Genomic DNA, 24,542 nt, shown 5'->3' with positions numbered 1-24,542 from the left:
TTAAACCTCAACGGCAAGTGAAATAACGCAACGGTAGCTATCGACTCGCAACCTCGGCAAAATAGATAGCTTTCTTAACTTCATTCGCGCAAGGACTTCTCTTCCCATGGCCAAGCCTGCAACGCTTCCCGACACTCAAGAGGCCCTGCCAGCTGGCACTGACGTGCAAGTGCCGCTAGACGCTGCACTCGACGACCTGATCGGCTATGCCATGCGTCGCGCGCAGCTCAAGCTGTTCCAAAACCTGATCAACCAACTGTCGAGCCATGACCTGCGACCCGCACAGTTTTCGGCCATGGCGATCATTGACCAGAACCCCGGGCTGATGCAGGCCGACCTGGCACGCGCGCTGTCGATTGAGCCGCCGCAAGTGGTGCCGTTGCTGAACAAGCTGGAAAGTCGCGCTCTGGCGGTACGGGTTCGGTGCAAGCCCGACAAGCGTTCGTACGGGATTTTTTTGAGCAAGACCGGAGAAACGCTGCTCAAAGAACTTAAGCAAATTGCGGCACAGAGCGATATAGACGCCACCTCTGCGCTCGAGCCTGCCGAGCGCGAAGAACTGTTGAGGTTGTTGAAGAAGGTGTATCAGGACTGAAGCGATGCAGTAACCCCTGTGGGAGCGGGCTTGCCCGCGATTGGGGCGACGCCGGGCTGGGTGGGTGCATATCCGTTGCTGCGGTGCCCACCCAGTCCGCAGTGCGCGTGATCTGGCTTGTGACCTTGCTTTTGATCTCAAGCGCCCCCTTAAACCACGCTGGCCGCACGCGGGTATTGCGCAGAGGGCAACCCGGCAGGACGCCGGGTTAGCCGCGACACGGCCATGGATGGCCGATCGCGGCGGGCCCACGGAGCAATGCCTGCGTACGGGCATGCCGAGCCACAGCGAGGCACCGAGTGGTAGGGGCAAAAAGCGTTTGGTTACTTTGCGCTTCTCAAAGTGACACGGCGTAAGGCCGTAACCTTAAGCAGCCGTTACGCAGCAACGGATATATACCCAGCCCAGCGTCGTTGCAATCGCGGGCAAGCCCGCTCCCACAGGGATTACTGCACTGCCTCAGAGTTGTGTAGAAACATACGCAACAAAGGGAGATTGGATTACCAAATCGGCAAGGTGTACACGGCGATGAAGCGGGTCTGGTTTTCATCGCGAAAAGCCGCCCCAGTCGGGAAATTGTTGCGATAAATCGATTTTCTCGCCAAGAGCCCGAGATTCTTCAGCGGCCCGCTCTGGATCACATACCCCAACTCCATCTGGAACTCGCGCTCCTTGCGATCATCGGCATTCAACGACGCCAGTTCAATATGGTCGCCGCGCACATAGCGCAGACGGCTTTTTAAACCAACCAGCCCAACCGCCGTGAAGTCGTAGTCATAGATCGCCTGCCAGGTGCGCTCCTTGGCGTTCAGAAAGTCCGAACTCATGGTCAGCTCGCTCATGCCCATCAACTCGGTGCCCGAGATATAAGGCGTGGCCGTATCACCACTGGCGTGCATATAGCCCACGCCAAAGCCGTGCCCGCCCAGTCGGTACCCCAGCAACCCCGAAACGTTGATGTTGTCGACCTTGCCCGCTTTGGCGCTGCCCGCCTCGTCACTGAAAAAGCTGCGTACGTCAGTGGTCAACACGCCGTCGCCCACAGGCAGTTTGTGCAGCACGGCGAAGGTGCTCTGTTTGTACAGATCGGCCACTTCAACGTGGTAGGCACGCAAGCTCAAGTCTTTGTTGACCTGGTAATCGCCCCCGGCATAAGCCAAGTGCGAGGTCGTGGCCGAGCCTTTGAAACGCCCGTTGGGCGAAGCAATCGTCATCGGCTGATAGTCGGTCGAGTCTCGCTTGTTGATGCGGTCGATATAGCCCGTGTTAAAGGTCAGGTCCTGGATTTCCTTGGAGCTGACAATGGTCCCTGAAAAGGTCTGCGGCAGCAGGCGCGAGGGGCTGGCAAAGGCAAACGGCAGAAAAATCGACACGTCGCCGGTTTTGAGGGTGGTCTCGCTGATGCGCATTTTGCCGGTGAAGGCCAGACGCGAATACTCGTCGGCGGCCTGTTTGTCGCTGTTGACGGGCAACAGTTCAGTGCCGCTGCGATCCGGTGAAGAGTCCAGTTTGACCCCGAGCAATCCGCGCACATCCAACCCGAAACCGACAGTGCCTTCGGTAAAGCCCGACTCCATGTTGGCGATAAAGCCTTGCGCCCACTCACGGGCAGCCGTTTTGGCGCCGTCATCCTTGTAATCACGGTCCATGTAGTAATTGCGCAGGGTCAAGGTGCCGTGGCTGTCTTCGATAAAACCCTGGGCCATAAGCCCGCTGGAAAACAGGCTCAGAGCAATGCACGAGAGAGGAACTAACGGCGAAGCGCCTTGGTTGAGCTTGAGCATGATGATTGTCCATTTATTGTTGTTTTTGGCACGAACGGATCGCTCTGATGGCGATTCTCCTGGCAGAGAATGGAAACAACCCACGGCAACGTCAATCGTTAATAGCCGATAATCGAACATTAAGTTTGTTATCTATTTTTTGTAATTATCAACACAGCCCACCTACCTAGCTGTTTTATAAGGCTTAAAGCATATTTACGGGCTTTTAAAATCACGGATTCTTTTTTTAGTTATATTTGTTAATCTTTATTCTGTTCGCAGAAAGCCCCCTACAAAAACAAGAATGAGGTTCACCCATGAACACTCCACAGCAGCGTTCGACGCTGACAATCGCTTTGTGCTTTATCGTTGCGCTCATCGAAGGCTTTGATCTGCAAGCCGCCGGAACGGCTGCTGCAGGTTTGCGCCAAACCTTCGCCCTGGACCCGAAAATGATGGGCTGGGTGTTCAGCGTCGGGATCATTGGCCTGCTGCCCGGAGCGTTTTTCGGCGGCTGGATCGCCGACCGTATCGGCCGCAAAAAAATCTTGATCGGCGCGGTGACCCTGTTTGGTGTTTTCTCGCTGTTGACCGCCTACGTCGACAGCTATTCGCACTTGCTGCTCGTGCGCTTCATGACCGGCCTGGGCCTGGGCGCCGCCCTACCGAACCTGATTGCACTGTGCGCTGAAGCCGTGGATGAACGTCGTCGCGGCACGGCCATCAGCGTCATGTACTGCGGCGTGCCGCTGGGCGGCGCACTGGCTGCGGTGGTCGCAATGTTCTCCCATGATCATTGGCAAACCACCTTTATCATCGGCGGCCTGGCCCCGCTGCTGGTGGTTCCGCTGATGATCATGCTGCTGCCCGAATCCAGCGTATTCCGTCAAAGTGCCGTGCAGGCGGCTCGCGTATCGACCGCCAAGGCGTTGTTTGGCGAAGGCCGCGCCACCTCTACCACCGGGTTATGGCTGAGTTACTTCTTCACCCTGACCGTGATGTACATGCTGCTCAACTGGCTGCCGTCGCTGTTGCTTGAACAGGGCTTCACCAAACCGCAGGCAGGCATGGTGCAGATGCTGTTCAACATCGGTGGCGCGCTGGGTTCCTTGCTGGGCGGCTTACTGCTGGACCGTTGCAACCCGATCAAAGTGGTCTTGGGCGTGTATGCAGGGCTGTTGGCGGCATTGGCCGGGGTCGGTTTTTCAGTCGGGATTGTGCCCATGGCAACGGCGGCCTTTGCAGCGGGCCTGTTTGTGATGGCCGCGCAATTGGTGCTGTACGCGCTGGCTCCGCCGCTGTATCCCACCACCGTACGTGCAACAGGCGTGGGCGCGGCCGTGGCGATTGGCCGTTTGGGTTCAGTCGCAGGGCCCTTGGCCGCCGGGCAGATTCTGGCTGCCGGAGCAGGCACCGCCGGCGTTTTGTTGGCCACATCACCGGGGCTGGTAATTGCAGCGCTGGCGGTGATTACCGTGATTTCGCGTTCGGCGCCGGGCGCGAGCTTGAAAACAGCCCCAGCACGGTAAAGCCTCACAAGGCGCGTGCTTGCTCGCGATCTTTTGATCTTTTAAAAGATTGCGAGACAAGCTAGCGCCTACAGGTCCGCTTCAAAAATCGCCCCTTCTATTCCCAATACCTCTCGCGTATCCGCATAGATCCCGACACCCTTCTCCCACACGGGCTTGATCGTGCCGTCCGCACAGCGAATCCGGTACCTCAACTCAAACGGCTCCTGACGCGACAACGCGTACTGCACCTCACGCCACACATAATCGGCGTCCTGCTCCAGGATCAAGCTGTTGTAGGTGAACTCATGGTTGTCTACCAAGCGCTCCGGCGGATAACCGGTCAAGCGCAGGCACCCGGCGCTGACAAACTCCATGGTCCAGTCGCGATTATTGCGTCCGCGATAGATCAACCCCGGCATGCTGTCGAGCAAGCTCACACTGCTGCGCTGGCTGGCCTGCAAGGCAATCTCGCGGCGTTTATGCACCGTCACATCCCCCGCCACCAGATAAAACCCCTGCCCCACGCGTTTAAGGCTCACATCAAACCAGCGCAATTCGCCCGAAGGGTGCACAAAACGCAGGCGCTGACTGAAAGTGGTTTCGGGTCGCCGCCGCAATTCGATCAGCGCCTGACGCCACAGCGAACGGTCTTCGTGGTGCACATAATCCATCAGGTTGCGCTGCGCTCCCGGCCGGTCCATCAGCTCGACCCAGGCCTGGTTGAAGCGGGCAATCTGACCGTTGTCGCGCAATTCAAGCAGAGCCGCGGCGAAACAATCCAGCAGTTGCCACGGCGGTGTCTGCTCCCAGGCTTCTTGTCGCTCCATCATTTAATGACGCTCCTCGTGCCTTGCCGTCGCTCCGTTATGCACCCACGCCGCCAGTTCCAGACGCGAGTGCAGGCAGAGTTTCTGCAACAGGTTCTTCACATAGATCTTGACCGTGCCATCACTGATGCCGAGCTTGCGTCCGATCTGCTTATTGCTCATGCCCGCAGCAATCAATGCGAGTGTCTGGCCTTCGCGCTCGGTCAAGTTGCCGGTATCGGGCGGGTCCGACGCGATCAGCGGTTCGCTCTGGTCCGCCAGCAAGGCGATCAGCGTGGTGTCCAGAACAATGGCGCCCCGATTGCAATTGCGCATATAGGCCAGCAGCGCATCGGGTTCGGTTTCCTTGAGCACATAACCGCTGGCCCCCAGGCGCAAGGCCGTCAGCAATTCGCTCCGATCCATGGACGCCGTCAGCACCACGATCTGGCAATCCAGGCGCAACTGGCGCAGTTCGTCGAGCACCTGTAAACCGCTCAAACCGGGCATGTGCAAATCCAGCAGGACTTGCTGCGGTGCCAGGCTCACGGCCAGGTTGATGCCCTCGCGGCCGCTGGCGGCCTGTCCCACCACTTCGAAGTCATCGCTGGCGTCGAATAACTGGGCCAGCCCCTTGCGAAACAACGGGTGATCATCGATCAGTAATAAGGTCGTGCTGTGCATCGAAACTCCCCTCTGACACGTCATGCTGGCCCGCCAAGGCAAGGTGCACGCGTACCCCGTGCGGACGCATGGCTTCGATACTCAAGCGGGCGCCGATGCTGGCTGCACGCTCGCGAATGATTGCCAAGCCAAAATGATTGTCCTCCCCGGACGCCGGGCTCAGGCCGATGCCGTCGTCTTCCACCGCGACCCCAACTTCGCCGCCCAGGCTCTGCCGCAACTCGATGCGCACATGCCGGGCGTGAGAGTGGCGCACCGCATTGGCCAAGGCCTCGCGAATTATTTGCAGCACTTGCAGCTCGGTTTCCGGGCTCAAGGCATCGTCGGCCAGGCGATTGTCCAGTTCGAAGACGATGATGCAGCGTCGCGAAAACTCCGCCACCGAGTCCGCCAACGCCTGGCGCAACGAGCGCCCGTCCATGGTCAGCCGGGCGCTGGTGATCAGTTCGCGCACCTGACGCTGCAACTGACTCAAGCCTGTGCGCAGTTCCTGCAACACCACGCCCGCTTGCGCAGGCTCGCCCATGCTCGATTGCAGCACGCGTGCCTGAAACGACAGATAGCCCAACTGCTGAGCCACCGAGTCGTGCAGCTCACGGGCCAGTGCGCCGTGTTGGGAGGTGGCCTGTTTGCGCTGTTGTTCGTGGCTGTAACCGCGTACCCGCAGGGTGACGCTGACCGCCTGCGCCACTTCATCCAGCAATTGGTGCCAACTGGCATCCACGCGGCGCGGCGTGTCCAGCAGCAGCCAGCCCGAAGGCGCGCCTGCACCGGGCGCCATGCCACACACCACACGATGCAGGCCGCGCTGCTGACACGGCGCACAGGTTTGCGGCAGGTCATCGGCAGGCGGATCAGCCAAAGGGCAGCGCGCCACATCGTGGCAACGCGTAATCGAACCGCAGCGCGACGACCCCAGCCCTTGCTCACTGAGCATCAGATTGAGGGCATTGACGGGCAACAGTGCTTCAAAACGGTCCAGGAAATCGGTCAAGGCACCGTCCGCGTGCAACTGACTCAATGGCAGTTCGAGCAGCAGTTTGCGCACGCTGCGCGCCTGTTCAGGGCGGATACGCCCCAACCAGAGCGGCCACCATTGCGGTCGTGTTTGCACTCTCGATAACTCCCTGTGGACCCGCACAAGGACGAGCAACTTTCGTGCCCCGAACACCCGCTTTACCTGGCCTATCTCCAAAGAGGTAGCCCTTTGGCCAGATTGAGAAGATTTTCCCCATAGGAAACTATCTTCCCCAACAGGAAACAAAAACCGCCACTTTCTTGCCCTGTTAGCAGGGCGGATCAGCCAGGAAAGCCAGCATGACGCACAGCCACACTGCCGCCCACGAGCACCGCCACAGTCTGCCGCGCTATCGCCCGGCGCAACCTCGCGCCAATGCCCGCCAGCACATCGTGGTCATGCAATCTGCCGCCGCTTGCGCGCCCTTTGTCGGCGAACTGGAACAGCCGCAGGTCTTGAACGGTGAAAACCCGGACTTTGCCAGGCGCCTGCAACAGGTATTGGCCAGCGCGACGGTCGGCAGCCACCTGTACCTGATGGGCGACGAAGCCTTTATGTGGCGCATCCATGGCCTGGCACGCAACGCAGGCCTGGACGATCAAGAGATCGACTTCACCCAGACCCTTTTCGGCCCTCGCCAGGTGTATTGCGTGCACTGCGGGTTGACTCAGGCTGCCCCCGCAACAGCAGCGCTGACATGCCTTGGCTGCGAGGTGGAGCTGGAGATCCGCGAACACTTTTCCCGGCGCTTAGGCGCGTATATCGGCGTATGCCGCAACCCGGACCAGCCTTATGCCGGAGCCTGCGCATGAGCGCCGCCACGCTCAAGGTGCAGGTCAGCAGCGCCAGAATGCTCACCGAGGCCGTACGCGAATTAACCTTCACGCCTTGCGCAGGCAGCCTGCCCGGCTTCTCGCCCGGCAGCCATGTACAGGTTCATCTGCCACTGGCCCAAGGCACCTTGCGCAATGCGTATTCATTGACCAGCGACCCGGCCGACAACCGCCAGTACCGGATTGCTGTGCGCCTGCAAGAACACTCGCGGGGCGGCTCGCGTTTTTTGCATCAACAGGTTCAGGTCGGCGACACCCTGCAACTCTCGGCCCCGGCCAACCTGTTTGCCCTGCATTCCACCGCCAGCCTGCACATCCTGATCGCCGGGGGCATTGGCATCACCCCGTTCATGGCCTACATCGCGGCACTGGAACAGCAGCACGCTCATTTCGAACTGCATTACGTGTACCGCCCAGGCCAGAGCGATGCCTACCTCCAAGAGTTGCAACAACGCCTCGGCGCCCGCCTGCACTGCTACGCCAGTCGCCCCGACCTGAGCCAAATCCTGCGCGACCGGCCGCTGGGCAGCCATGTGTACAGCTGCGGCCCACAACCGTTGCTCGACGCCGTTCGCCAACAGATCCAAGCCCTTGGCTGGCCCGAAAACCGGGTGCACTGGGAGGCCTTCAGCGCGGCGCAGCCGGGTCAGCCTTTTGATGTGCAACTGCTGCGCAGCCAGCAACGGCTGCACGTCGGCGCCGAGCAAAGCCTGCTTGAAGCCCTGGAAGTCGCCGGGGTCAACGTGCCCAACCTGTGCCGTGGCGGCGTTTGCGGGCACTGCAAAACCCGTCACAGGGGCGGCGCAATCGAACACCGCGACAGTTTTTTGAGCCCCGCAGAGCAGACCGAATTCTTGATGCCTTGCGTCTCTCGCGCCAGCCATTGCGTTTCGCTGGACCTTTAGGAGGAGTCGACCATGACCACCCCATCAAGCCCCGTGCAGAGCTATCGCGACGACTTCAGCTTTCGCAACAGCCCTGCGGCCATCCGCCGTTTCCCCTTTCCCTTCACCGAAGACAGTTACCTGTACTCAGTGAATATCGAACCCGCCACCTCGCGTGATCCGGGCTCGATCTACCAGCACGCCTTCGACATCGACGAACACTACTGCTCCGAAATGGCTGAGCGGGCACTGGTGCTGGACAAAGACCCGCGTCGCTATCTGGTGCTGCCGCACATGCACGTGGCGGCTTGGGATGCGCTGCAATTGCTGATGGAAAACCTCGCCGCCGATTACCCGCACTGGTTTTCGTTGCGCTGCGACGGCAACCATTGGCATTGGCGCAACCGGTTACTGGACATCGACCAGCATTTTATTTTCGGTGACGCCAGCAGCCTGCCCTGCGAGCCGCTGGAATTTATCGGCCGCCAGGTACAAGGCGATTTCGCCCTGCTCGATCAGCGCGACAACGACCTGTTTATGGACGCAGGCATCGTCACCAGCCCGGCCGACTGGTCGCTGGCCTTCGACGCGGGCATGAGCTTCAAACAATGGCATTCGCCCGTGCCGATGGCGCACCAGATGGGCATCTTCGAACGGGCGCTGAAATACTTGCTCAACCTGCAAGCGGGCCAGCCGGTGCGGCGTCTGAACTGGACGCTGACGATCAAGCCGCGCCTGGATTCATCCCCCGAAACCTTTCACGAATGGGGCGCCGACCGCGGCCGCATCACCGCCGACAACGTCGGCCAGCAGGTGCACCTGCGCGTCGAGCTGCAAGTGATGCTGCGCCTGCCACGCAGCAACGCGGTGATGTTCAGCATTCGCACTTACCTCATCAGCCTGCAAGAACTGGTCACCCAGCCCGGCTGGGGTTGCCGCTTGCACCGGGTGCTACGCGACCTGCCCGACCCCATCGCTGACTACAAGGGCATGACCCGTTACCGCCAGACCCTGGTCGAGTGGCTCAGCCAATTCGACCCGCACGCCTGACCCGACCGACTCATTACCGACAAGGACCTTCACATGGCACATTCATGGCGTATTTCTGCACTGGCCGAGCGGCACCGCGCGCTCGGCTCGAACCTCGAAGACTGGAATGGCATGGGCACCGCCTGGACCTATGACAGCGACCTGGCCGATCACCACCAGGCGATCCGCACCCGCGCAGGGTTGATGGACGTGTCGGGGCTGAAAAAAGTCCACTACGTCGGCCCGCATGCCGAAAGCCTTTTGCAATGGGCCACCACTCGCGACATCGCCAAGCTCTATCCCGGCAAGTCGGTGTACGCCTCGATGCTCGACGAAGAAGGCAAGTTCGTCGATGACTGCATCGTTTACCGCACCGGGCCCAATGCGTTCATGGTGGTTCACGGCGCGGGCACCGGCTACGAAATGCTGGTGCGCTCAGCCCAAGGCCGACAAGTGGCGGTGTTGTTCGATGACGACCTGCACGACCTGTCGCTGCAAGGGCCATTGGCAGTCGATTTTCTCGCTGAGCACGTGCCCGGAATTCGCCAACTGCCGTACTTCCATCACCTGCAAACCCGCCTGTTTGACCGCCCGGTGATGATCTCGCGCACCGGCTACACCGGCGAACGCGGCTACGAAATCTTCTGCAAGGCTGTCGATGCGCCAGCGCTGTGGGACGCGATTCTGGAGCACGGCGCAGGCATGGGCATCATCCCGTGCGCCTTCACCGCGCTGGACTGGCTGCGGGTCGAAAGCTCGCTGATGTTCTTCCCCTACGACAACTCGCAGATGTACCCCTTCGCCGACCAAAAGGCCGGGGACACGTTGTGGGAGATGGGCCTGGAATTCACGGTCTCGCCGGACAAACGCGATTTTCGCGGCGCCGAAGAGCACTACCGCCTGCGCGGCAAAGAGCGTTTCAAAATTGCCGGCGTGTTGCTCGAAGGCGTCCGCCCGGCCGAAGCGGGCGACACCCTGTGGCAAGGCGACAAACAGGTCGGGGTGATCACCTGCGGCATGTACTCGCGCTTGACCAAACGCTCCATGGCCATTGCCCGCGTCAACGTTGCCTGCGCCACACCGGGGGTTGCCCTGCACGTGCGCGGCAGCCAGCAGAACGCGGCCGTGAGCCATGCCCTGCCCTTCGACGACCCGCAAAAAACCAAGCGCACGGCCAAAGGCTGAGCCGCCACCACGTTGAGTTACGGAGCCCTCGATGGACACCTCGACCGAACATTACATCCTCAAGATCAACTGCCCGGCGGCGTCCGGCATCGTCGCCGCGATCACCGACTGCCTGGCACGCCAGCAGTGCTACATCAGCGAATTGGCGCAGTTTGACGACGAATTCACCGGGCAGTTTTTCATGCGCGCGGTGTTCCGCTTCAACACCGGCGTGACCGGCGACATTGGTGCCCTGCGTGAGGGGCTGGGCGATCTGGCGGGCGGTTTCGACATGCACTGGCAATTGTTCTGCTCCAGCCAGCCGACCCGCGTGCTGCTGATGGTCAGCAAGTTCGACCACTGCCTGACCGACCTGCTGTACCGCCACCGCAAGGGCGAACTGGACATGCAGATCACCGCCGTGGTCTCCAACCACCTCGATCTGCGGGCCATGGCCGAACGCGAAGGCATTCGCTTCATCTACCTGCCGATCAACAAAGACAGCAAGGAACGCCAGGAAGCCGAGCTGATGCGCATCGTCGAAGACACCCAGACCGACCTGGTGGTGCTCGCGCGCTACATGCAGATTCTGTCCGACAACCTGTGTCGGCAACTGTCGGGCCGCGCGATCAACATCCACCACTCCTTCCTGCCCGGTTTCAAGGGCGCCAAGCCTTATCACCAGGCTTATGACCGGGGCGTCAAATTGATCGGCGCCACCGCCCACTACGTCACCAGCGACCTCGACGAAGGGCCGATCATCGAGCAGGAAATCCAGCGCGTTGACCACACCCACCTGCCCGACTCGCTGGTCGCCATCGGTCGCGACACCGAAACCGTGGCCCTTTCCAAAGCTTTGAAATACCACCTGGAACACCGGGTGTTCATCAACCAGGACAAGACAGTGATCTTTCGCTGAGCCCCTTTGAATGTGAGGCACGATCATGACTTTACGCGTGGCAATTATCGGCGCAGGCCCGTGCGGCATGGCCCAACTGCGAGCCTTTCAGTCGGCCCGTGACCAGGGCGCCGAGATCCCGGAACTGGTGTGTTTCGAGAAGCAAAGCGATTGGGGCGGCATGTGGAACTACACCTGGCGCACCGGTCTGGATGAAAACGGCGAGCCGGTGCACGGCAGCATGTACCGCTACCTGTGGTCGAACGGGCCGAAAGAATGCCTGGAATTCGCCGACTACACCTTTGAAGAGCATTTTGGCCGCCCTATCGCCTCTTACCCGCCACGTGAAGTGCTGTGGGATTACATCAAGGGCCGCGTCGAAAAAGCTGGGGTACGCGACTACATCCGTTTCAACAACGTGGTGCGCCAAGTCACCTTCGACGAAGCCAGCCAACGCTTCAACCTGTCCGCCTACGACTACAACAGCGACACCCTGACCTGCGAACCATTCGACTACGTGATCAACGCCTGCGGCCATTTTTCAACGCCCAAGGTCCCGTATTTCGAAGGTTTCGAGCAGTTCGCCGGGCGCATCCTGCACGCTCATGATTTTCGCGAAGCCCTGGAATTCAAAGGCAAGGACCTGCTGATTGTCGGCAGCAGCTACTCGGCCGAAGACATCGGTTCGCAATGCTACAAATACGGCGCGCGCAGCATCACCAGTTGCTACCGCAGCGCGCCCATGGGCTATGCCTGGCCGGACAACTGGGAAGAAAAACCCCAGCTGCAACGCCTGGAAAACAACCGCGCCTGGTTTGCCGATGGCAGCAGCAAGCACATCGATGCGGTGATTCTGTGCACGGGTTACAAGCATCACTTTCCCTTCTTGCCGGACGAACTGAGCCTCAAGACCGACAACCGGCTGTGGCCGATGAACCTCTACAAAGGCGTGTTCTGGGAGCCCAACCCGCGCCTCATCTACCTTGGCATGCAAGACCAGTGGTACTCGTTCAACATGTTCGACGCCCAGGCCTGGTACGCCCGCGACGTGATTCTGGGGCGCATTCAGTTGCCCGCGCACAGCGAAATGCTCGCTGACAGCCAGCAATGGCACGCCCGCGAACAAACCCTGGAAACCAACCAGCAGATGTTCGAATACCAGGGCGCCTACATCCAGCAATTGGTCGACGCCACCGACTACCCGAACTTCGACATCGCCGCGGTCAATCAAACCTTCCTGCACTGGAAGCACGACAAGGCCGAAAACATCATGGGTTATCGCGACAAGTCGTACCGCTCGCTGATGACCGGCACCCAATCGCCGCCTCACCACACGCCGTGGCTGCATGCGCTGGACGACTCCATGGCGGCCTATCTCGGCGAGCCATCTGCCGCCATCAAGTCAGTCGGCTGACTTTGGGAGCCTCTTGATGAAAGCACCGCGTATTTCCCGCCCCCATGAGCCCGGGCTCTTTGCCCGGGCCCCGAACCTGGAACGCTACCGCGTGGCAGGCGGGGGCCTGACCCTGATCGCCTTGCAACCCGGCGACAGCCTGCAAGTGATCGACCTTGAAGGCCTGCAACCCTGCGAACTGCTGGCGCTGGACACCCGTGGTCGCAGCGCTCTGACGGATTGGGGGCTGCAAGCCAGCGCCTCTGGCATCTACCTGCACACCCGTTTGCGCGAAGCCACGCTGCAAGCGCGGCGCATTGCTCAAGCGCTGGAGAAGCGCGGAGTTGATCCACAGAACCTGTCACACGCTGCCTTACTCTGGGGCGCGGACAGCCCGGCCGGGCACAACCGGTGCTTTATTGCCGACGCTGAACGGCTGGTGATCATCGCCGCCCCCGCAGAACCGACCGCCGTTGATCGCCAATACCGGCCCAGCGAACTGCGGGTAATCGTGACCCGGGCCACGCCTTCGGCTCTGTGGCTGCCTGCGCTGCCCGAGCCGCTGGGTGAACTGCTCGACGAATTCACCCTGCACCCCGGCACGGCGCACAGTTACACCGTCGCCAAGGGCCAGTACGTGCAAGTGCTGGACGTTGCCGGGCGCCAGTGCTCGGACTTCGTGGCCCTGGACCGCCGCGCGCTGGACCGTGGCCTGGAACTGGACCTCGACCAGACCGTGACCCGCACCCTCAATGGCAGCGCGTACCCGACGCCAGGGCTGTTTTCGAAGTTTTTCGACCGTCAGTTCCAACCCATGCTGCAAGTGGTGCAAGACACCGTGGGTCGCCACGACTCCTTCGCCCTGGCCTGCGCGGCACGCTACTACGAAACCCACGGCTATTTTGGGCACGACAACTGCAGCGACAACCTGAGCCGGGTACTTGCCCCGCATGGCGTTCAGCCACGCACCGGTTGGCCGGCGATCAACTTCTTCTTCAACACAGGGATCGATGCCCACCAGCACCTGACTCTGGACGAGCCGTGGTCGCGGCCCGGCGATTACGTGCTGCTGCGGGCCATGACCGACCTGGTATGCGGCAGCACCTCGTGCCCGGACGACATCGACCCGGCCAACGGCTGGAATCCGACCGACATTCATGTCCGCATCTACAGCGAAAAGGAGCGTTTTTCCATCGCCATGAGCACTCGAACCACGGCGGATGCCGACCCAATCCTGACCCGCGAATCTGCGTTCCACTCGCGTACCCGCGCCTTGACCAGCAGTTTTGTCGACTACCGCAACTGGTGGCTGCCCCTGCGTTATGACGGTTACGGCGCCATCGAGGAATACCTCGGTTGCCGCGAACGGGTCGCTGTGATGGACCTGACCGCCCTGCGCAAATTCGACATCCTCGGGCCCGACGCCGAAGCCCTGATGCAGTATTGCCTGACCCGCGACGTGCGGCGCCTGGCCATCGGCCAAGTGGTGTACTCAGCGATGTGCCACGAACACGGTGGCATGCTCGACGACGGCACCCTGCTGCGCCTGGGCCAGGACAATTTTCGCTGGATCTGCGGCGAAGACTACGCCGGGGTCTGGCTGCGCGAACAGGCACTCAAACTGGGCATGAAAGTCTGGATCAAGTCCGCCAGCGAACAGATCCACAACGTGGCGGTGCAAGGCCCCAAAAGCCGCGAACTGTTGCAACAGATGGTCTGGACCCCACCCGGCCAGCCGAGCCTCGAAACCCTGGGCTGGTTCCGCTTTCTGGTGGGGCGTCTGGACGGCTACGACGGCTGCCCGCTGATGATCTCGCGCACCGGCTACACCGGCGAATTGGGCTTTGAGGTCTGGTGCCAGCCCGAGGATGCCGAGCGCGTCTGGGACCGGATCTGGGGGCTGGGCCAGCCTTTGGGCATCGTGCCGCTGGGGCTCGAAGCGCTGGACATGCTGCGCATCGAAGCCGGTCTGATATTTGCCGGTTACGAATTCAGCGACCAGACCGACCCCTTTGAAGCCGGGATTGGCTTTTCGGTGCCGCTGAAAAGCAAAACCGATGACTTTATTGGCCGCGACGCCCTGTTGCGCCGCAGCGCCCACCCCACGCACAGGCTGGTGGGCCTGCAACTGAGCGGCAACGAAGGTGCCCACCACGGCGACCCGGTGTATCGCGGCCGGGCCCAGGTGGGCGTCGTCACCAGCGCCTGCCGCTCACCGTTGCTGGGCAGCAACATCGCCCTGTGCCGGGTCGACGTGGCATGTGCCCAAGCCGGAACTGAATTGGACGTTGGAAAAGTCGATGGCCTGCAGAAGCGCATCAGCGCCACGGTCAGCGCAGCGATCTTCTACGACCCGGACAAAAGCCGGGTTCGCAGCTGATCGACGCACATCACCCCACTTTGACTGCCCCCACTACCACGCAACTCAGACATGGGAATAAGAAGATGGAAGCGACTACGTTCGAGGCCGTACCGCAGGCCGCCCGTTCAGTGGGCAGCCTGCAGCGCAAAATCGATTGGCGGGGAGCGTTCTGGGTGGCCAGCGGCGTGCCCGCGCTGGTGCTGTTCACCATCGGCGCGATTGCCGCCACGGTGGGCAAACCGGCCTGGATTGTGTGGATCGTGTCGATCCTGTTCGGCTTTATCCAAGCCTTTACCTACGCCGAAATTGCCGGGCTGTTCCCGCACAAATCCGGCGGCGCCTCGGTCTACGGCGCCGTGGCCTGGGTGCGTTACAGCAAGCTGATCGCCCCGGTGTCGGTGTGGTGCAACTGGCTGGCCTGGTCGCCGGTACTGTCTATCGGTTCGGGGCTGGCAGCCGGTTACATCCTGACGGCGCTGTTTCCGGCCGATGCGCTGATCAACACCTGGCAACTGACCCTGCTGGACCTGGGCTGGGTCAAAAGTGGGCTGTCGCTGCGCATTAACGCCACGTTCGCCATTGGCCTGCTGATTCTGCTCACCGTGTTCGCCGTGCAGCATGGCGGCATTTTGCGCTCGGCACGCCTGACCCTGGTGCTGGGCGTGACGTCGCTGATCCCGCTGCTGCTGGTGGGCATCGTCCCGCTGTTTACCGGCGATGCCATGCAAGCCAATTTCTTCCCGCTGTTCCCGCTGGCCCACGACGCCGCCGGGCAAGTGATCGACGGCCCGTGGAACATGTCTGGCTGGACACTCATGGCTGGCGGGCTGTTCATGGCCGCCTGGTCGACCTACGGCTTTGAAACCGCGGTGTGCTACACCCGCGAATTCAAGGACCCGAAAAAAGACACCTTCAAGGCGATCTTCTACGCCGGTGTGTTGTGCATCTTCGTCTTCACCCTGGTGCCGCTGGCGTTTCAGGGCAGCCTCGGACTGGGGCAACTGGTGAGCCCGGCAGTCCTCGACGCCAGCGGCGCCGTGGTGACGCCCGCGGTCTACAGCGGCCTGCTCTCTCCGGCCATCTACAGCGGCATGGGCGTCGGCCAGGTCATGGCAGACAGCATCGGCGGTGGCAAGGTGGTAGCCAACATTGTGCTGATCATGCTGGTACTCGCGACCTTGCTGGCGATCATGACCTCCATGTCGGGCTCTTCGCGCACCCTGTACCAGGCCTCAGTCGACGGCTGGCTGCCCAAATACCTGGGCCGCACCAATGAACACGGCGCACCCACGGCGGCAATGTGGACCGACCTGTCGTTCAACCTGCTGCTGTTGCTGATGTCCGACTACGTGTTTGTGTTGGCGGCGTCCAACGTCAGCTACATCATCTTCAACTTTCTCAACCTCAATGCGGGCTGGATTCACCGCATGGACCGCCCCGACTGGGCCCGCCCGTACAAAGCGCCGACCATACTGCTGGCAGCCGGTGGCGTGTTGAGCTTCGTCAATCTGGCGTGCATGGGCCTGGGCGCCGACATCTGGGGCGCGGGCACCCTCATGACCGGGCTGCTGCTGGCGCTGCTGATCCTGCCGGTGTTTTGCTACCGCCACTACGTGCAAGACCACGGGCGCTTCCCCGAAGCGATGCTTAACGACCTGTACATCGAGGCCAACGAAGGACAAAAACGTGCGGGCTGGCTGCCCTACGCCACTTTGATCGCCGGTGTACTCGTGGTGTATGGCTGCCATCAACTGGCTGTCATCTGACCCTTGCTGCTGAATCATCGGGGCGTTGCCTCGATGATCAGGCCCTCTACCAGACCTCAGACAATGGTAAATCAATGAGCATTCAAGCCCGCGTTATAGACGGCAAAGCCCTGTCGGCCCAGGTACTCGACGAAGTACGAGAAGACGTGCACGCCCTAGCTGTGCAGCACATCTACCCGGCGCTGGCGGTGGTGTTGATCGGCCAGGACCCGGCCAGCGAAGTGTATGTGCGCAACAAGCTGCTGCGAGCCAAAGACGTGGGTATTCGCTCTCTGGAACACCGACTCCCCCAAGACATTAGCCAGCAACAGGTACTGCAACTGCTCGCCCGCCTCAACGCCGACCCCAGCGTCAACGGCATCCTGGTGCAACTGCCGCTGCCTGCGCACATCAACGAACAGGCAGTGATTCAGGCCATTGCACCGATCAAGGACGTCGACGGCTTTCACCGTGAAAATGTCGGCGGCCTGGTACAAGGCGGCGACGTACTCACACCCTGCACCCCCAGCGGCTGCATGCGCTTGCTGTATGAAACCTGCGGCGACCTGAGCGGGTTGCACGCCGTGGTCATTGGTCGTTCGAACATCGTTGGCAAACCCATGGCCAGCTTGTTGCTGCAGGCCAACTGCACGGTCAGCGTGGTGCACTCACGCAGCGTCGATGCCCCGGCCTTGTGCCGGATGGCGGACATCGTCGTCGCGGCGGTGGGCAAGCCGCAAATGATCGATGCCTGTTGGCTCAAACCGGGCGCGGTCGTGATCGACGTGGGGATTAATCGGATTGCCACCGCGTCGGGTCATCGGTTGGTGGGGGATGTTGATTATGAGAGTGCCAGCAGCGTGGCCAGCGCCATCACCCCGGTGCCGGGCGGTGTGGGGCCGATGACCATTGCTTACCTGCTCAAAAACACCCTGATCGCCAGCGAACGGCAACGCGCGCAACGCCCGATCAGCTACCCGACAGTAGGCTGAAACACCCTGCGCCCCGTAGCAGTTGCCGAGTAACGCGAGGCCACGTCCGATTGCGCAGCGATCGCAAAACCTGAGAACTGGGTCTGTCTGAATGGCCGCGCTAGGCGGTTTTACGACGACTGCGTCGCCGGACGTGGCCTCGCGTTACTCGGCAACTGCTACGGGTGTGTGGCGCGGCACAAGATCGTGGTTGCCTCTTATCACCCCAATCGTTTAAAAACAGGCGTTCCCGGCGAAAAGGAGTACCCTGCCGTCCGGCTTTTACTTCCCGCCCCAGGAACCCCTATGTTTCCCAACGCTGAACGCTATAACCATTCCACCGAATACGCGAACAAGCTGGTCGATCGCATCGGCCAAACCCCGGCCTGGATTGCCCAGCGCATCGGTGTCACCGAAAAGCGCATGCGTTATATCCTCGCCGGTTCGCGCACGATCAAAGGCGATACCACTGAAATTCTCATGAGTTACGCCGAGCAATTTTGTCTGGAATGTCTGGCCGCTGAAGCCAAAGCCGCGAAAGACCGCGCCCGCTCCAAGGCCGCGACGCCCGCCAGCGACGCTTAAAACAAGCCCATCTGGCCGCCCACCAGCGCACTGAAGTCGTCGTCGACGAACACCAGAATCGCGTCGGCCACCGGTTGTAGTTGACGCGTCAGGTAGTGGTCGTAATCCACGTCAGCCGTGCGGTTTTCCAGCGGCTGCGGGCCCGCCACGGTGATGACGTAGCTGATGCTGCCGCCATTCTGGTACTGGCGTGGCCGCCCCTGCTGGTCGTTGTATTCATCGGCCAGCCGCGCGGCCCGTACATGGGGCGGTACGTTGCGTTCGTAGTCGCTCAATTGGCGACGCAAGCGCTTGCGGTAGATCAGCAGTTCGTCATGCTCGCCCGCCAGGGTGCTGCGCACAAAGTCGCGCACATAGTCTTGATACGGCTCGCGATTGAAGATGCGCAGGTACAGCGCCTGCTGAAACTGTTGAGCCAGCGGCGACCAGTCGCTGCGCACGGTTTCCAGCCCCTTGTAGACCATCTCCCGATGCCCGTCCGTATGCACCACCAAACCTGCGTAGCGCTTTTTGCTGCCTTCTTCGGCGCCACGAATGGTCGGCATCAAGAACCGGTTGTAGTGGGTTTCAAACTGCAATTCCAGCGCGCTGGTGAGCCCGTACTCATCGCGCACGTGGGCTTGCCACCATTGATTGACGTGTTGCACCAGTTCGCGCCCGATACGCGAGGCGTCGGCCTCACTGTGTTCGCTGCGCAACCAGACAAACGTGGAGTCGGTGTCGCCATAGATCACGGTAAAACCCTGCGCTTCGATCAGCGCCCGGGTCTTGAGCATGATTTCGTGTCCACGCAGGGTGATTGACGAGGCCAGCCGGGTGTCGAAGAAACGGCAGCCGCTGGAGCCCAACACCCCATAAAACGCGTTCATGATGATTTTCAGGGCTTGGGACAACGGGGCGTTCGTCTCACGTTTGGCCACTTCTCGCCCGTTGGCAACCCGTTCGATGATGGCCGGCAGACAATGCCGAGTGCGTGAAAACCGCGCCCCGCGAAAACCTGGTACCGAATGTTCAGCGTCAGGCTGGCGCAGGCCTTCGACCAGCCCCAGCGGGTCGATGAGAAAGGTGCGAATGATCGACGGATAGAGGCTTTTGTAGTCGAGCACCAGCACCGATTCGTACAAGCCTGGCTGCGACTCCATGACAAAACCGCCGGGGCTGGCTTGTGGCGGTTTGTCTCCGAGGTTGGGCGCGACAAACCCCTGACGGTGCATCAGCGGCATGTACAAGTGGTAAAACGCCGCCACCGAGCCGCCGCTGCGATCCGCTTCCAGCCCCGTGACCGAGGCGCGCTCCAGCAAAAAGGTCAGCAGCTCAGTCTTTTCGAAGATGCGCGTCACCAACTCGCAGTCCTTGAGGTTGTAGCGCGCCAGTGCGGGCTTGTCCTCGACGAACATGCGGTTGATCTCGTCCATGCGCTGGTACGGGGTGCTGATGTCCTTGCCTTCGCCGAGCAAGGTCTGGGCGACGTTTTCCAGGCTGAACGAGGTAAACGACCACGTTGCTGAACGCAGCGATTCGATGCCGTCGATGATCAAACGCCCTGCGGCGCTGGCAAAGTAATGGTTTTTGCGGGTGCCGTGCTCGCGCCACTGCATTTCGCTGCCCCCGCGCCCCAGCAACAGCGGGATACCCAAGCGCCGGGCATGTTCATGCAAGACCCGCATGTCGAACTGCACCACGTTCCAGCCGATGATCGCATCGGGGTCGTGCACGGCCAGCCATTGGTTGAGGCGTTGCAACAACTCGCCACGGGTGGCGCAGAACTCAAGGTCGAAATCCACCGGTGTGTCGGCTTCGGTCGCCTTGCCAAGCATGTACACCTGACGCTTACCACAACCTTCAAGGGCGATGGAGTACAGGTCGCCCTGAGCACTGGTTTCAATGTCCAGCGACACCAGTTTCAAACGCGGCCGATAGTCAGGGTGCGGTTTCATCTGGGTGTTGAGCAGCAAGCCATCGGCCTGGGGCTGGCCGCTAAAGCTCACCGGCGCGGTGATGAAGCGCTCCATCAAAAAGCGCTCGGGAGGCCGGATGTCGGCCTCAAACACATCAACTCCGGCACGGCGCAGGCGCTGGGCGATGTCGATCAGTTGGGCATGTTGCCTACAGTAAAGACCGAGCACCGGACGCGACTGGAAATCGCACAGCGCCAAATCACGAAACTCGACGTTGCGCTCATCCTTCAATACCACTTGAGCTTGATCACGCTGTGCCACCGGGATAAACGCCACTGAAGTCTGGAGCGGCAGACGCACGTGCTGCGGCCCCTCGTCGGTGGCCAGCCACAGTTCAACTTCGACACCCGACGGTGTGTCACGCCAGTGCCGGGTCAGCACAAAGCCTGGTTTCAAACTCACTTAAGCCGCCTCAGCACGCAAACCGCCGGGTTACAGGCACGTCGCCAACATCGCCAGACGGCGCATCGCCGCGCTGTCAGCCGGCTGCTTGGCGTAATAGCTCAGGGCCGTGCCCGTGCCTTGTGGCACCAGATCGGCAAACGACTCGGCGCCGCGGGTATAAACGGTCAACTGGCCGGGTTTATCGGTGTTGATATACGCACTGGCGTCAACGCCGAACACGCTTTCGTCCTGCCATGAAAACTTGATGCACTCAGCCACCAGCGGGGCCTCTTTAGCCGACGTCAGAACCCGCGTCGGGCTCTTGCTGCGCGCATCATTCATCGCAGGTGATACACAGCCGGCCAGCAAGGCCAGGCTCATGGCGCCGATCAACATTCGCATGGGATGCTCCCTTCAAAAAAGTTGAGCACGATAGCACGCGGGTAGAGCAGATTCATTTTCATCCCGGCGCCCTCTCAAAAGGATTAATCACAGCCGTTCGTCACTCAACGGTAAACCACTGCACAGGCAGAGGATGTGCACTAGGCCACCAGCCCCAACACGTACGACAACCAGCATTAGAAACCCTTTTAAATCGCGTATTCGCTGACATCAGGTTCAGATTGAACAAGCCACTTCTTCAAGGCGCAAACCGAAAAAGGCGCTTTAAATGCACAAAAAACAACAGAAGCATTTATAAAACCTATTTTTTATAACCTTTTGGTTTGTTTTAGGTGATTGCGAGTCGAAATCTCAACTCGTATGATGTCCGTCAACTCAGAGCATCCCCCTTGGGTAATCAATACCCCCATAACAATAATGAAGGGCTAACCCCTGACGCTTCTAAGGACCCTGCCATGAATGCCGAGCACTCACACCACGCATCAAAAGCCCCGGTCGTCACCAGCCTGCAAGTGATTCCGGTCGCAGGCCATGACAGCATGCTGCTCAATCTCAGCGGCGCCCACGGCCCTTTCTTTACCCGCAACATCGTGATTCTCAAAGACAGCAGCGGCAATACCGGCGTCGGCGAAGTGCCGGGCGGCGAGCGTATCCGCGAAACCTTGGAAGACGCCCGCAGCTTGGTGGTGGGCCAGCCCATCGGCAACTACCAGAGCATTCTCAACCAGATGCGCACCACCTTCGCCGCCCGCGACGCAGCAGGCCGGGGCCTGCAAACCTTTGACCTGCGCATCACCATCCACGCAGTAACGGCGATGGAAGCCGCCTTGCTCGACCTGCTCGGTCAGTTCCTTGAAGTTCCAATCGCCGCCTTGCTCGGCGAAGGCCAGCAGCGCGACGCGGTGAAGATGCTGGGTTATCTGTTTTACATCGGCGACCGCCAGCAAACCGACCTGGCGTACCGCAGCGAGGCGGATGCCCATGACTGGTTCCGCTTGCGTCATGAAAAGGCCATGACCCCAGACGCCGTGGTGCGTCTAGCTGAAGCGGCGCAAGCCAAATATGGCTTTAACGACTTCAAGCTCAAGGGCGGCGTACTGCGTGGTGCCGAAGAAATTGAAGCAGTAACAGCCCTGGCTGAACGCTTCCCGAATGCCCGCATCACCCTGGACCCGAATGGCGCGTGGTCGCTGAAAGAGGCCATCGCCTTATGCCGCGACCAGCATCACGTATTGGCCTATGCCGAAGACCCGTGCGGCGCTGAAAACGGCTACTCGGGCCGCGAAGTGATGGCCGAATTCCGGCGCGCCACCGGCCTGCCGACCGCCACCAACATGATCGCCACCGACTGGCGCGAAATGGGCCATGCGATTCAATTGCAATCGGTCGACATCCCGCTGGCCGACCCGCACTTCTGGACCATGCAAGGCTCGGTCCGGGTCGCCCAGATGTGCCACGAGTGGGGCCTGACCTGGGGTTCGCACTCCAACAACCACTTTGATATTTCGCTGGCCATGTTCACCCAGGTGGCCGCCGCCGCGCCGGGCGAAATCACCGCCATTGATACGCACTGGATCTGGCAGGACGGCCAGCGCCTGACCCGCGAGCCGCTGCAAATTGTCGACGGTCACGTCAAGGTACCGGCCAAACCCGGCTTGGGTGTAGAGATTGATATGGACGCCGTGGCCAACGCCCACGAACTTTATAAAGGCATGGGGCTGGGCGCACGGGACGATAGCGTCGCCATGCAGTTCATGATTCCCGGCTGGAAATTCGACAACAAAAAACCCTGTCTGGTGCGCTGAGCTAACCCTTGCGCAGCACTCACGCTTATCTACAAGGACTGAATCAATGTCGACCGTAACAGGCCACAACTTTATCGCGGGCACCCGCAGCGCTGCGGGCACCACCACCCTTCAAAGCCTGGACGCCAGCACGGGTGAAGCGCTGCCGTTTCACTTTCATCAGGCCACATCCGAAGAAGTCGACCGCGCGGCCAATGCCGCCGATGAAGCCTTTGCTGCCTTTCGCCAACTGAGCCCTGAGCGCCGCGCAGAATTTCTGGATGCCATCGCGGATGAAATCGACCAACTGGGCGACGACTTTGTGGCCCTGGTATGCCGCGAAACCGCACTGCCTGCCGGGCGTATTCAAGGTGAACGTGGTCGCACCAGCGGCCAGATGCGTCTGTTCGCCAAAGTACTGCGTCGTGGGGACTTTTTAGGGGCCCGCATTGATCTGGCGCTGCCAGACCGCAAACCACTGCCACGCGTCGATCTGCGTCAATACCGCATTGGCGTAGGGCCGATTGCCGTGTTCGGCGCCAGTAACTTTCCGTTGGCGTTCTCGACAGCCGGTGGCGACACCGCTGCCGCGTTTGCCGCCGGTTGCCCGGTGGTGTTCAAGGCCCACAGCGGGCACATGGCAACGGCTGATCAAGTGGGCTGCGCGATTATCCGCGCCGCTGAAAAGACCGGCATGCCCAAGGGCGTGTTCAACATGATCTTCGGCGCTGGCGTCGGCGAGCCGCTGGTCAAGCATCCGGCCATCCAGGCCGTGGGCTTTACCGGGTCGCTGCACGGCGGTAACGCGCTGAGCAAAATGGCCGCCGAACGCGAACAGCCCATCCCGGTCTTTGCCGAGATGTCGAGCATCAACCCGGTCATCGTCTTGCCTCAAGCCCTGGCAGCGCGCGGCGCGGCCGTGGCCAAGGATCTGGCGGCCTCTGTCACCTTGGGTGGCGGTCAGTTCTGCACCAATCCCGGGCTGGTTATCGGGGTACGTTCGCCTGAGTTCTCGGTATTTGTCGAGCAGTTAACCCAGCACATGAGCGAACAGGCGCCGCAGACCCTGCTCAACGCTGGCGGGCTGCGCAATTACGCCAAGGGCATAGAGCACCTGATCAAGCACGCCGGTATTACCCACCTCACCGGTAACAGCCAGTCGGGCACGCAAGCACAGCCGCAACTGTTCAAGGCCGATGTCAGCTTGCTGCTGAACAAAGACCCGCTGCTGCAAGAAGAAGTCTTCGGCCCGGCAACCATCCTCATCGAAGTCGAAGATGACGCTCAGCTAAAAGCCGCATTGCTGGCCTTGCGCGGGCAACTGACCGCAACCCTGATCGGCGAACCAGCCGACCTTGCGCACTATCAATGGCTGGTGCCGATTCTTGAACAAAAGGTTGGGCGGATTCTGGTCAACGGCTACCCGACTGGCGTTGAGGTGTGTGACGCCATGGTGCACGGCGGCCCGTACCCGGCGACCTCGGACGCACGCGGCACGTCGGTGGGTTCGCTGGCCATTGATCGGTTCCTGCGCCCCGTGTGTTACCAGAACTACCCCGACGCCCTGTTACCCGAGGCGTTGCAGAACAGTAACCCGCTGGGCTTGCAGCGTTTGGTAAATGGCGAGTGGAGTTCGCAGGCGATTGATTGATCGCCCATAGGGACGAGGCTAATGCTTTGTGAGAGCAGTCTTTGGCAGCTCTCACAAGGACTCGCCAAAATAGGATCCAATCTCAAATTTCAGGCAAAAAAAAGCCCAAGTAGCTGATGGAA

The 24,542-nt window shown here is 60.8% G+C and carries 20 protein-coding genes; 14 read left to right on the top strand and 6 right to left on the bottom strand.

Annotation, left to right across the window (positions count from 1 at the left end; translation table 11 throughout):
• Nucleotides 1-106 precede the first annotated feature (106 nt).
• Entirely contained in the window at nt 107-595 is a 489-nt protein-coding gene (locus RHM56_RS10250) for a MarR family winged helix-turn-helix transcriptional regulator (RefSeq protein WP_322241053.1), read from the top strand.
• Between the two features lie 500 nt (nt 596-1,095).
• Here the strand turns inward: RHM56_RS10250 and RHM56_RS10245 are convergent, their stop codons facing one another.
• A complete protein-coding gene (locus RHM56_RS10245) occupies nt 1,096-2,301 on the bottom strand; it encodes an OprD family porin (RefSeq protein WP_416194911.1) in 1,206 nt (401 codons plus the stop codon).
• 374 nt (nt 2,302-2,675) lie between these two features.
• Between RHM56_RS10245 and mhpT the strand changes: the two genes are divergently transcribed.
• Nucleotides 2,676-3,887 (top strand): 3-(3-hydroxy-phenyl)propionate transporter MhpT, encoded by a 1,212-nt coding sequence (gene mhpT, locus RHM56_RS10240; RefSeq protein ID WP_322241051.1) that lies wholly within the window; start codon nt 2,676-2,678, stop codon nt 3,885-3,887.
• A 68-nt stretch (nt 3,888-3,955) separates the two neighbouring features.
• On the opposite strand, the gene RHM56_RS10235 is transcribed toward mhpT, so the two are convergent.
• From RHM56_RS10235 to RHM56_RS10225, 3 genes are read right to left on the bottom strand one after another with little or no spacing between them, the layout of a single operon-like run.
• A complete protein-coding gene (locus RHM56_RS10235; RefSeq protein ID WP_322241050.1) occupies nt 3,956-4,699 on the bottom strand; it encodes a PAS domain-containing protein in 744 nt (247 codons plus the stop codon).
• Nucleotides 4,700-5,359, bottom strand: a complete 660-nt coding sequence (locus RHM56_RS10230; protein ID WP_322241049.1) for a response regulator — start codon at nt 5,357-5,359, stop codon at nt 4,700-4,702.
• Nucleotides 5,328-6,473 (bottom strand): ATP-binding protein, encoded by a 1,146-nt coding sequence (locus RHM56_RS10225; RefSeq protein ID WP_322241048.1) that lies wholly within the window; start codon nt 6,471-6,473, stop codon nt 5,328-5,330. The genes RHM56_RS10230 and RHM56_RS10225 overlap by 32 nt, the downstream gene beginning before the upstream one ends.
• A 203-nt stretch (nt 6,474-6,676) precedes the next feature.
• Between RHM56_RS10225 and RHM56_RS10220 the strand changes: the two genes are divergently transcribed.
• The 10 genes from RHM56_RS10220 to RHM56_RS10175 all read left to right on the top strand — a co-directional run bounded on the left by RHM56_RS10220 (nt 6,677) and on the right by RHM56_RS10175 (nt 18,241).
• Nucleotides 6,677-7,189: a dimethylamine monooxygenase subunit DmmA family protein gene (locus tag RHM56_RS10220; RefSeq protein WP_322241047.1), complete on the top strand. Its 513-nt coding sequence runs from the start codon at nt 6,677-6,679 to the stop codon at nt 7,187-7,189.
• On the top strand, nt 7,186-8,115 hold the full coding sequence (locus tag RHM56_RS10215) for a PDR/VanB family oxidoreductase (RefSeq protein ID WP_322241046.1): 930 nt from the start codon (nt 7,186-7,188) through the stop codon (nt 8,113-8,115). The genes RHM56_RS10220 and RHM56_RS10215 overlap by 4 nt, the downstream gene beginning before the upstream one ends.
• A 12-nt stretch (nt 8,116-8,127) precedes the next feature.
• Nucleotides 8,128-9,144 carry a DUF3445 domain-containing protein gene (locus RHM56_RS10210; RefSeq protein WP_322241045.1) on the top strand — a complete coding sequence of 339 codons (1,017 nt, stop codon included), beginning with the start codon at nt 8,128-8,130 and terminating at the stop codon, nt 9,142-9,144.
• Nucleotides 9,145-9,177: 33 nt separating this feature from the next.
• The gene (locus RHM56_RS10205) at nt 9,178-10,308 is read left to right on the top strand and encodes an aminomethyltransferase family protein (RefSeq protein ID WP_322241044.1); all 1,131 of its coding nucleotides are present in this window, start codon (nt 9,178-9,180) and stop codon (nt 10,306-10,308) included.
• A 31-nt stretch (nt 10,309-10,339) separates the two neighbouring features.
• On the top strand, nt 10,340-11,206 hold the full coding sequence (gene purU, locus RHM56_RS10200) for a formyltetrahydrofolate deformylase (protein WP_322241043.1): 867 nt from the start codon (nt 10,340-10,342) through the stop codon (nt 11,204-11,206).
• 25 nt (nt 11,207-11,231) lie between these two features.
• Nucleotides 11,232-12,599 carry an NAD(P)/FAD-dependent oxidoreductase gene (locus tag RHM56_RS10195; protein WP_322241042.1) on the top strand — a complete coding sequence of 456 codons (1,368 nt, stop codon included), beginning with the start codon at nt 11,232-11,234 and terminating at the stop codon, nt 12,597-12,599.
• A gap of 16 nt (nt 12,600-12,615) precedes the next feature.
• Nucleotides 12,616-14,958, top strand: a complete 2,343-nt coding sequence (locus RHM56_RS10190; protein WP_322241041.1) for a DUF1989 domain-containing protein — start codon at nt 12,616-12,618, stop codon at nt 14,956-14,958.
• 65 nt (nt 14,959-15,023) lie between these two features.
• Nucleotides 15,024-16,706, top strand: coding sequence for an APC family permease (locus RHM56_RS10185; RefSeq protein WP_322241040.1), 1,683 nt, complete (start codon nt 15,024-15,026; stop codon nt 16,704-16,706).
• Between the two features lie 74 nt (nt 16,707-16,780).
• Nucleotides 16,781-17,677: a bifunctional methylenetetrahydrofolate dehydrogenase/methenyltetrahydrofolate cyclohydrolase FolD gene (locus RHM56_RS10180; RefSeq protein ID WP_322241039.1), complete on the top strand. Its 897-nt coding sequence runs from the start codon at nt 16,781-16,783 to the stop codon at nt 17,675-17,677.
• 285 nt (nt 17,678-17,962) lie between these two features.
• Nucleotides 17,963-18,241, top strand: coding sequence for a hypothetical protein (locus RHM56_RS10175; RefSeq protein WP_019408293.1), 279 nt, complete (start codon nt 17,963-17,965; stop codon nt 18,239-18,241).
• On the opposite strand, the gene RHM56_RS10170 is transcribed toward RHM56_RS10175, so the two are convergent.
• Together RHM56_RS10170 and RHM56_RS10165 are read right to left on the bottom strand one after the other, a co-directional pair.
• Nucleotides 18,238-20,601, bottom strand: coding sequence for a DNA polymerase II (locus tag RHM56_RS10170; RefSeq protein WP_322241038.1), 2,364 nt, complete (start codon nt 20,599-20,601; stop codon nt 18,238-18,240). The two genes, RHM56_RS10175 and RHM56_RS10170, sit on opposite strands and share 4 nt — an antisense overlap.
• 30 nt (nt 20,602-20,631) lie before the next feature.
• The gene (locus RHM56_RS10165; protein ID WP_322241037.1) at nt 20,632-20,985 is read right to left on the bottom strand and encodes a hypothetical protein; all 354 of its coding nucleotides are present in this window, start codon (nt 20,983-20,985) and stop codon (nt 20,632-20,634) included.
• A 455-nt stretch (nt 20,986-21,440) separates the two neighbouring features.
• Here RHM56_RS10165 and gudD point away from each other — a divergent pair, with 455 nt between their 5' ends.
• Complete coding sequence (gene gudD, locus RHM56_RS10160) at nt 21,441-22,790, top strand: glucarate dehydratase (RefSeq protein WP_322241036.1); 1,350 nt, start codon at nt 21,441-21,443, stop codon at nt 22,788-22,790.
• A 46-nt stretch (nt 22,791-22,836) separates the two neighbouring features.
• Nucleotides 22,837-24,420 (top strand): aldehyde dehydrogenase (NADP(+)), encoded by a 1,584-nt coding sequence (locus RHM56_RS10155; protein WP_322241035.1) that lies wholly within the window; start codon nt 22,837-22,839, stop codon nt 24,418-24,420.
• Nucleotides 24,421-24,542: the final 122 nt, after the last annotated feature.

Origin of the sequence: Pseudomonas sp. CCC3.1, assembly GCF_034347405.1 — a bacterium.
Classification (GTDB): Bacteria; Pseudomonadota; Gammaproteobacteria; order Pseudomonadales; family Pseudomonadaceae; genus Aquipseudomonas.
Note: the sequence above shows the minus strand (reverse complement) of the source record. Positions and strands in the feature narration are given on the sequence as shown.

Excerpts from the sequence above, each read along its gene's own strand:
- RHM56_RS10165 (WP_322241037.1), bottom strand. The coding sequence starts at position 20,985 with ATGCGAATGTTGATCGGCGCCATGAGCCTGGCCTTGCTGGCCGGCTGT.
- RHM56_RS10155 (WP_322241035.1), top strand. The coding sequence starts at position 22,837 with ATGTCGACCGTAACAGGCCACAACTTTATCGCGGGCACCCGCAGCGCT.
- RHM56_RS10250 (WP_322241053.1), top strand. The coding sequence starts at position 107 with ATGGCCAAGCCTGCAACGCTTCCCGACACTCAAGAGGCCCTGCCAGCT.
- RHM56_RS10185 (WP_322241040.1), top strand. The coding sequence starts at position 15,024 with ATGGAAGCGACTACGTTCGAGGCCGTACCGCAGGCCGCCCGTTCAGTG.
- RHM56_RS10235 (WP_322241050.1), bottom strand. The coding sequence starts at position 4,699 with ATGATGGAGCGACAAGAAGCCTGGGAGCAGACACCGCCGTGGCAACTG.
- RHM56_RS10205 (WP_322241044.1), top strand. The coding sequence starts at position 9,178 with ATGGCACATTCATGGCGTATTTCTGCACTGGCCGAGCGGCACCGCGCG.
- purU (WP_322241043.1), top strand. The coding sequence starts at position 10,340 with ATGGACACCTCGACCGAACATTACATCCTCAAGATCAACTGCCCGGCG.
- RHM56_RS10180 (WP_322241039.1), top strand. The coding sequence starts at position 16,781 with ATGAGCATTCAAGCCCGCGTTATAGACGGCAAAGCCCTGTCGGCCCAG.
- RHM56_RS10220 (WP_322241047.1), top strand. The coding sequence starts at position 6,677 with ATGACGCACAGCCACACTGCCGCCCACGAGCACCGCCACAGTCTGCCG.
- RHM56_RS10215 (WP_322241046.1), top strand. The coding sequence starts at position 7,186 with ATGAGCGCCGCCACGCTCAAGGTGCAGGTCAGCAGCGCCAGAATGCTC.
- mhpT (WP_322241051.1), top strand. The coding sequence starts at position 2,676 with ATGAACACTCCACAGCAGCGTTCGACGCTGACAATCGCTTTGTGCTTT.
- RHM56_RS10190 (WP_322241041.1), top strand. The coding sequence starts at position 12,616 with ATGAAAGCACCGCGTATTTCCCGCCCCCATGAGCCCGGGCTCTTTGCC.
- RHM56_RS10230 (WP_322241049.1), bottom strand. The coding sequence starts at position 5,359 with ATGCACAGCACGACCTTATTACTGATCGATGATCACCCGTTGTTTCGC.
- RHM56_RS10210 (WP_322241045.1), top strand. The coding sequence starts at position 8,128 with ATGACCACCCCATCAAGCCCCGTGCAGAGCTATCGCGACGACTTCAGC.
- RHM56_RS10245 (WP_416194911.1), bottom strand. The coding sequence starts at position 2,301 with ATGGCCCAGGGTTTTATCGAAGACAGCCACGGCACCTTGACCCTGCGC.
- RHM56_RS10195 (WP_322241042.1), top strand. The coding sequence starts at position 11,232 with ATGACTTTACGCGTGGCAATTATCGGCGCAGGCCCGTGCGGCATGGCC.
- gudD (WP_322241036.1), top strand. The coding sequence starts at position 21,441 with ATGAATGCCGAGCACTCACACCACGCATCAAAAGCCCCGGTCGTCACC.
- RHM56_RS10175 (WP_019408293.1), top strand. The coding sequence starts at position 17,963 with ATGTTTCCCAACGCTGAACGCTATAACCATTCCACCGAATACGCGAAC.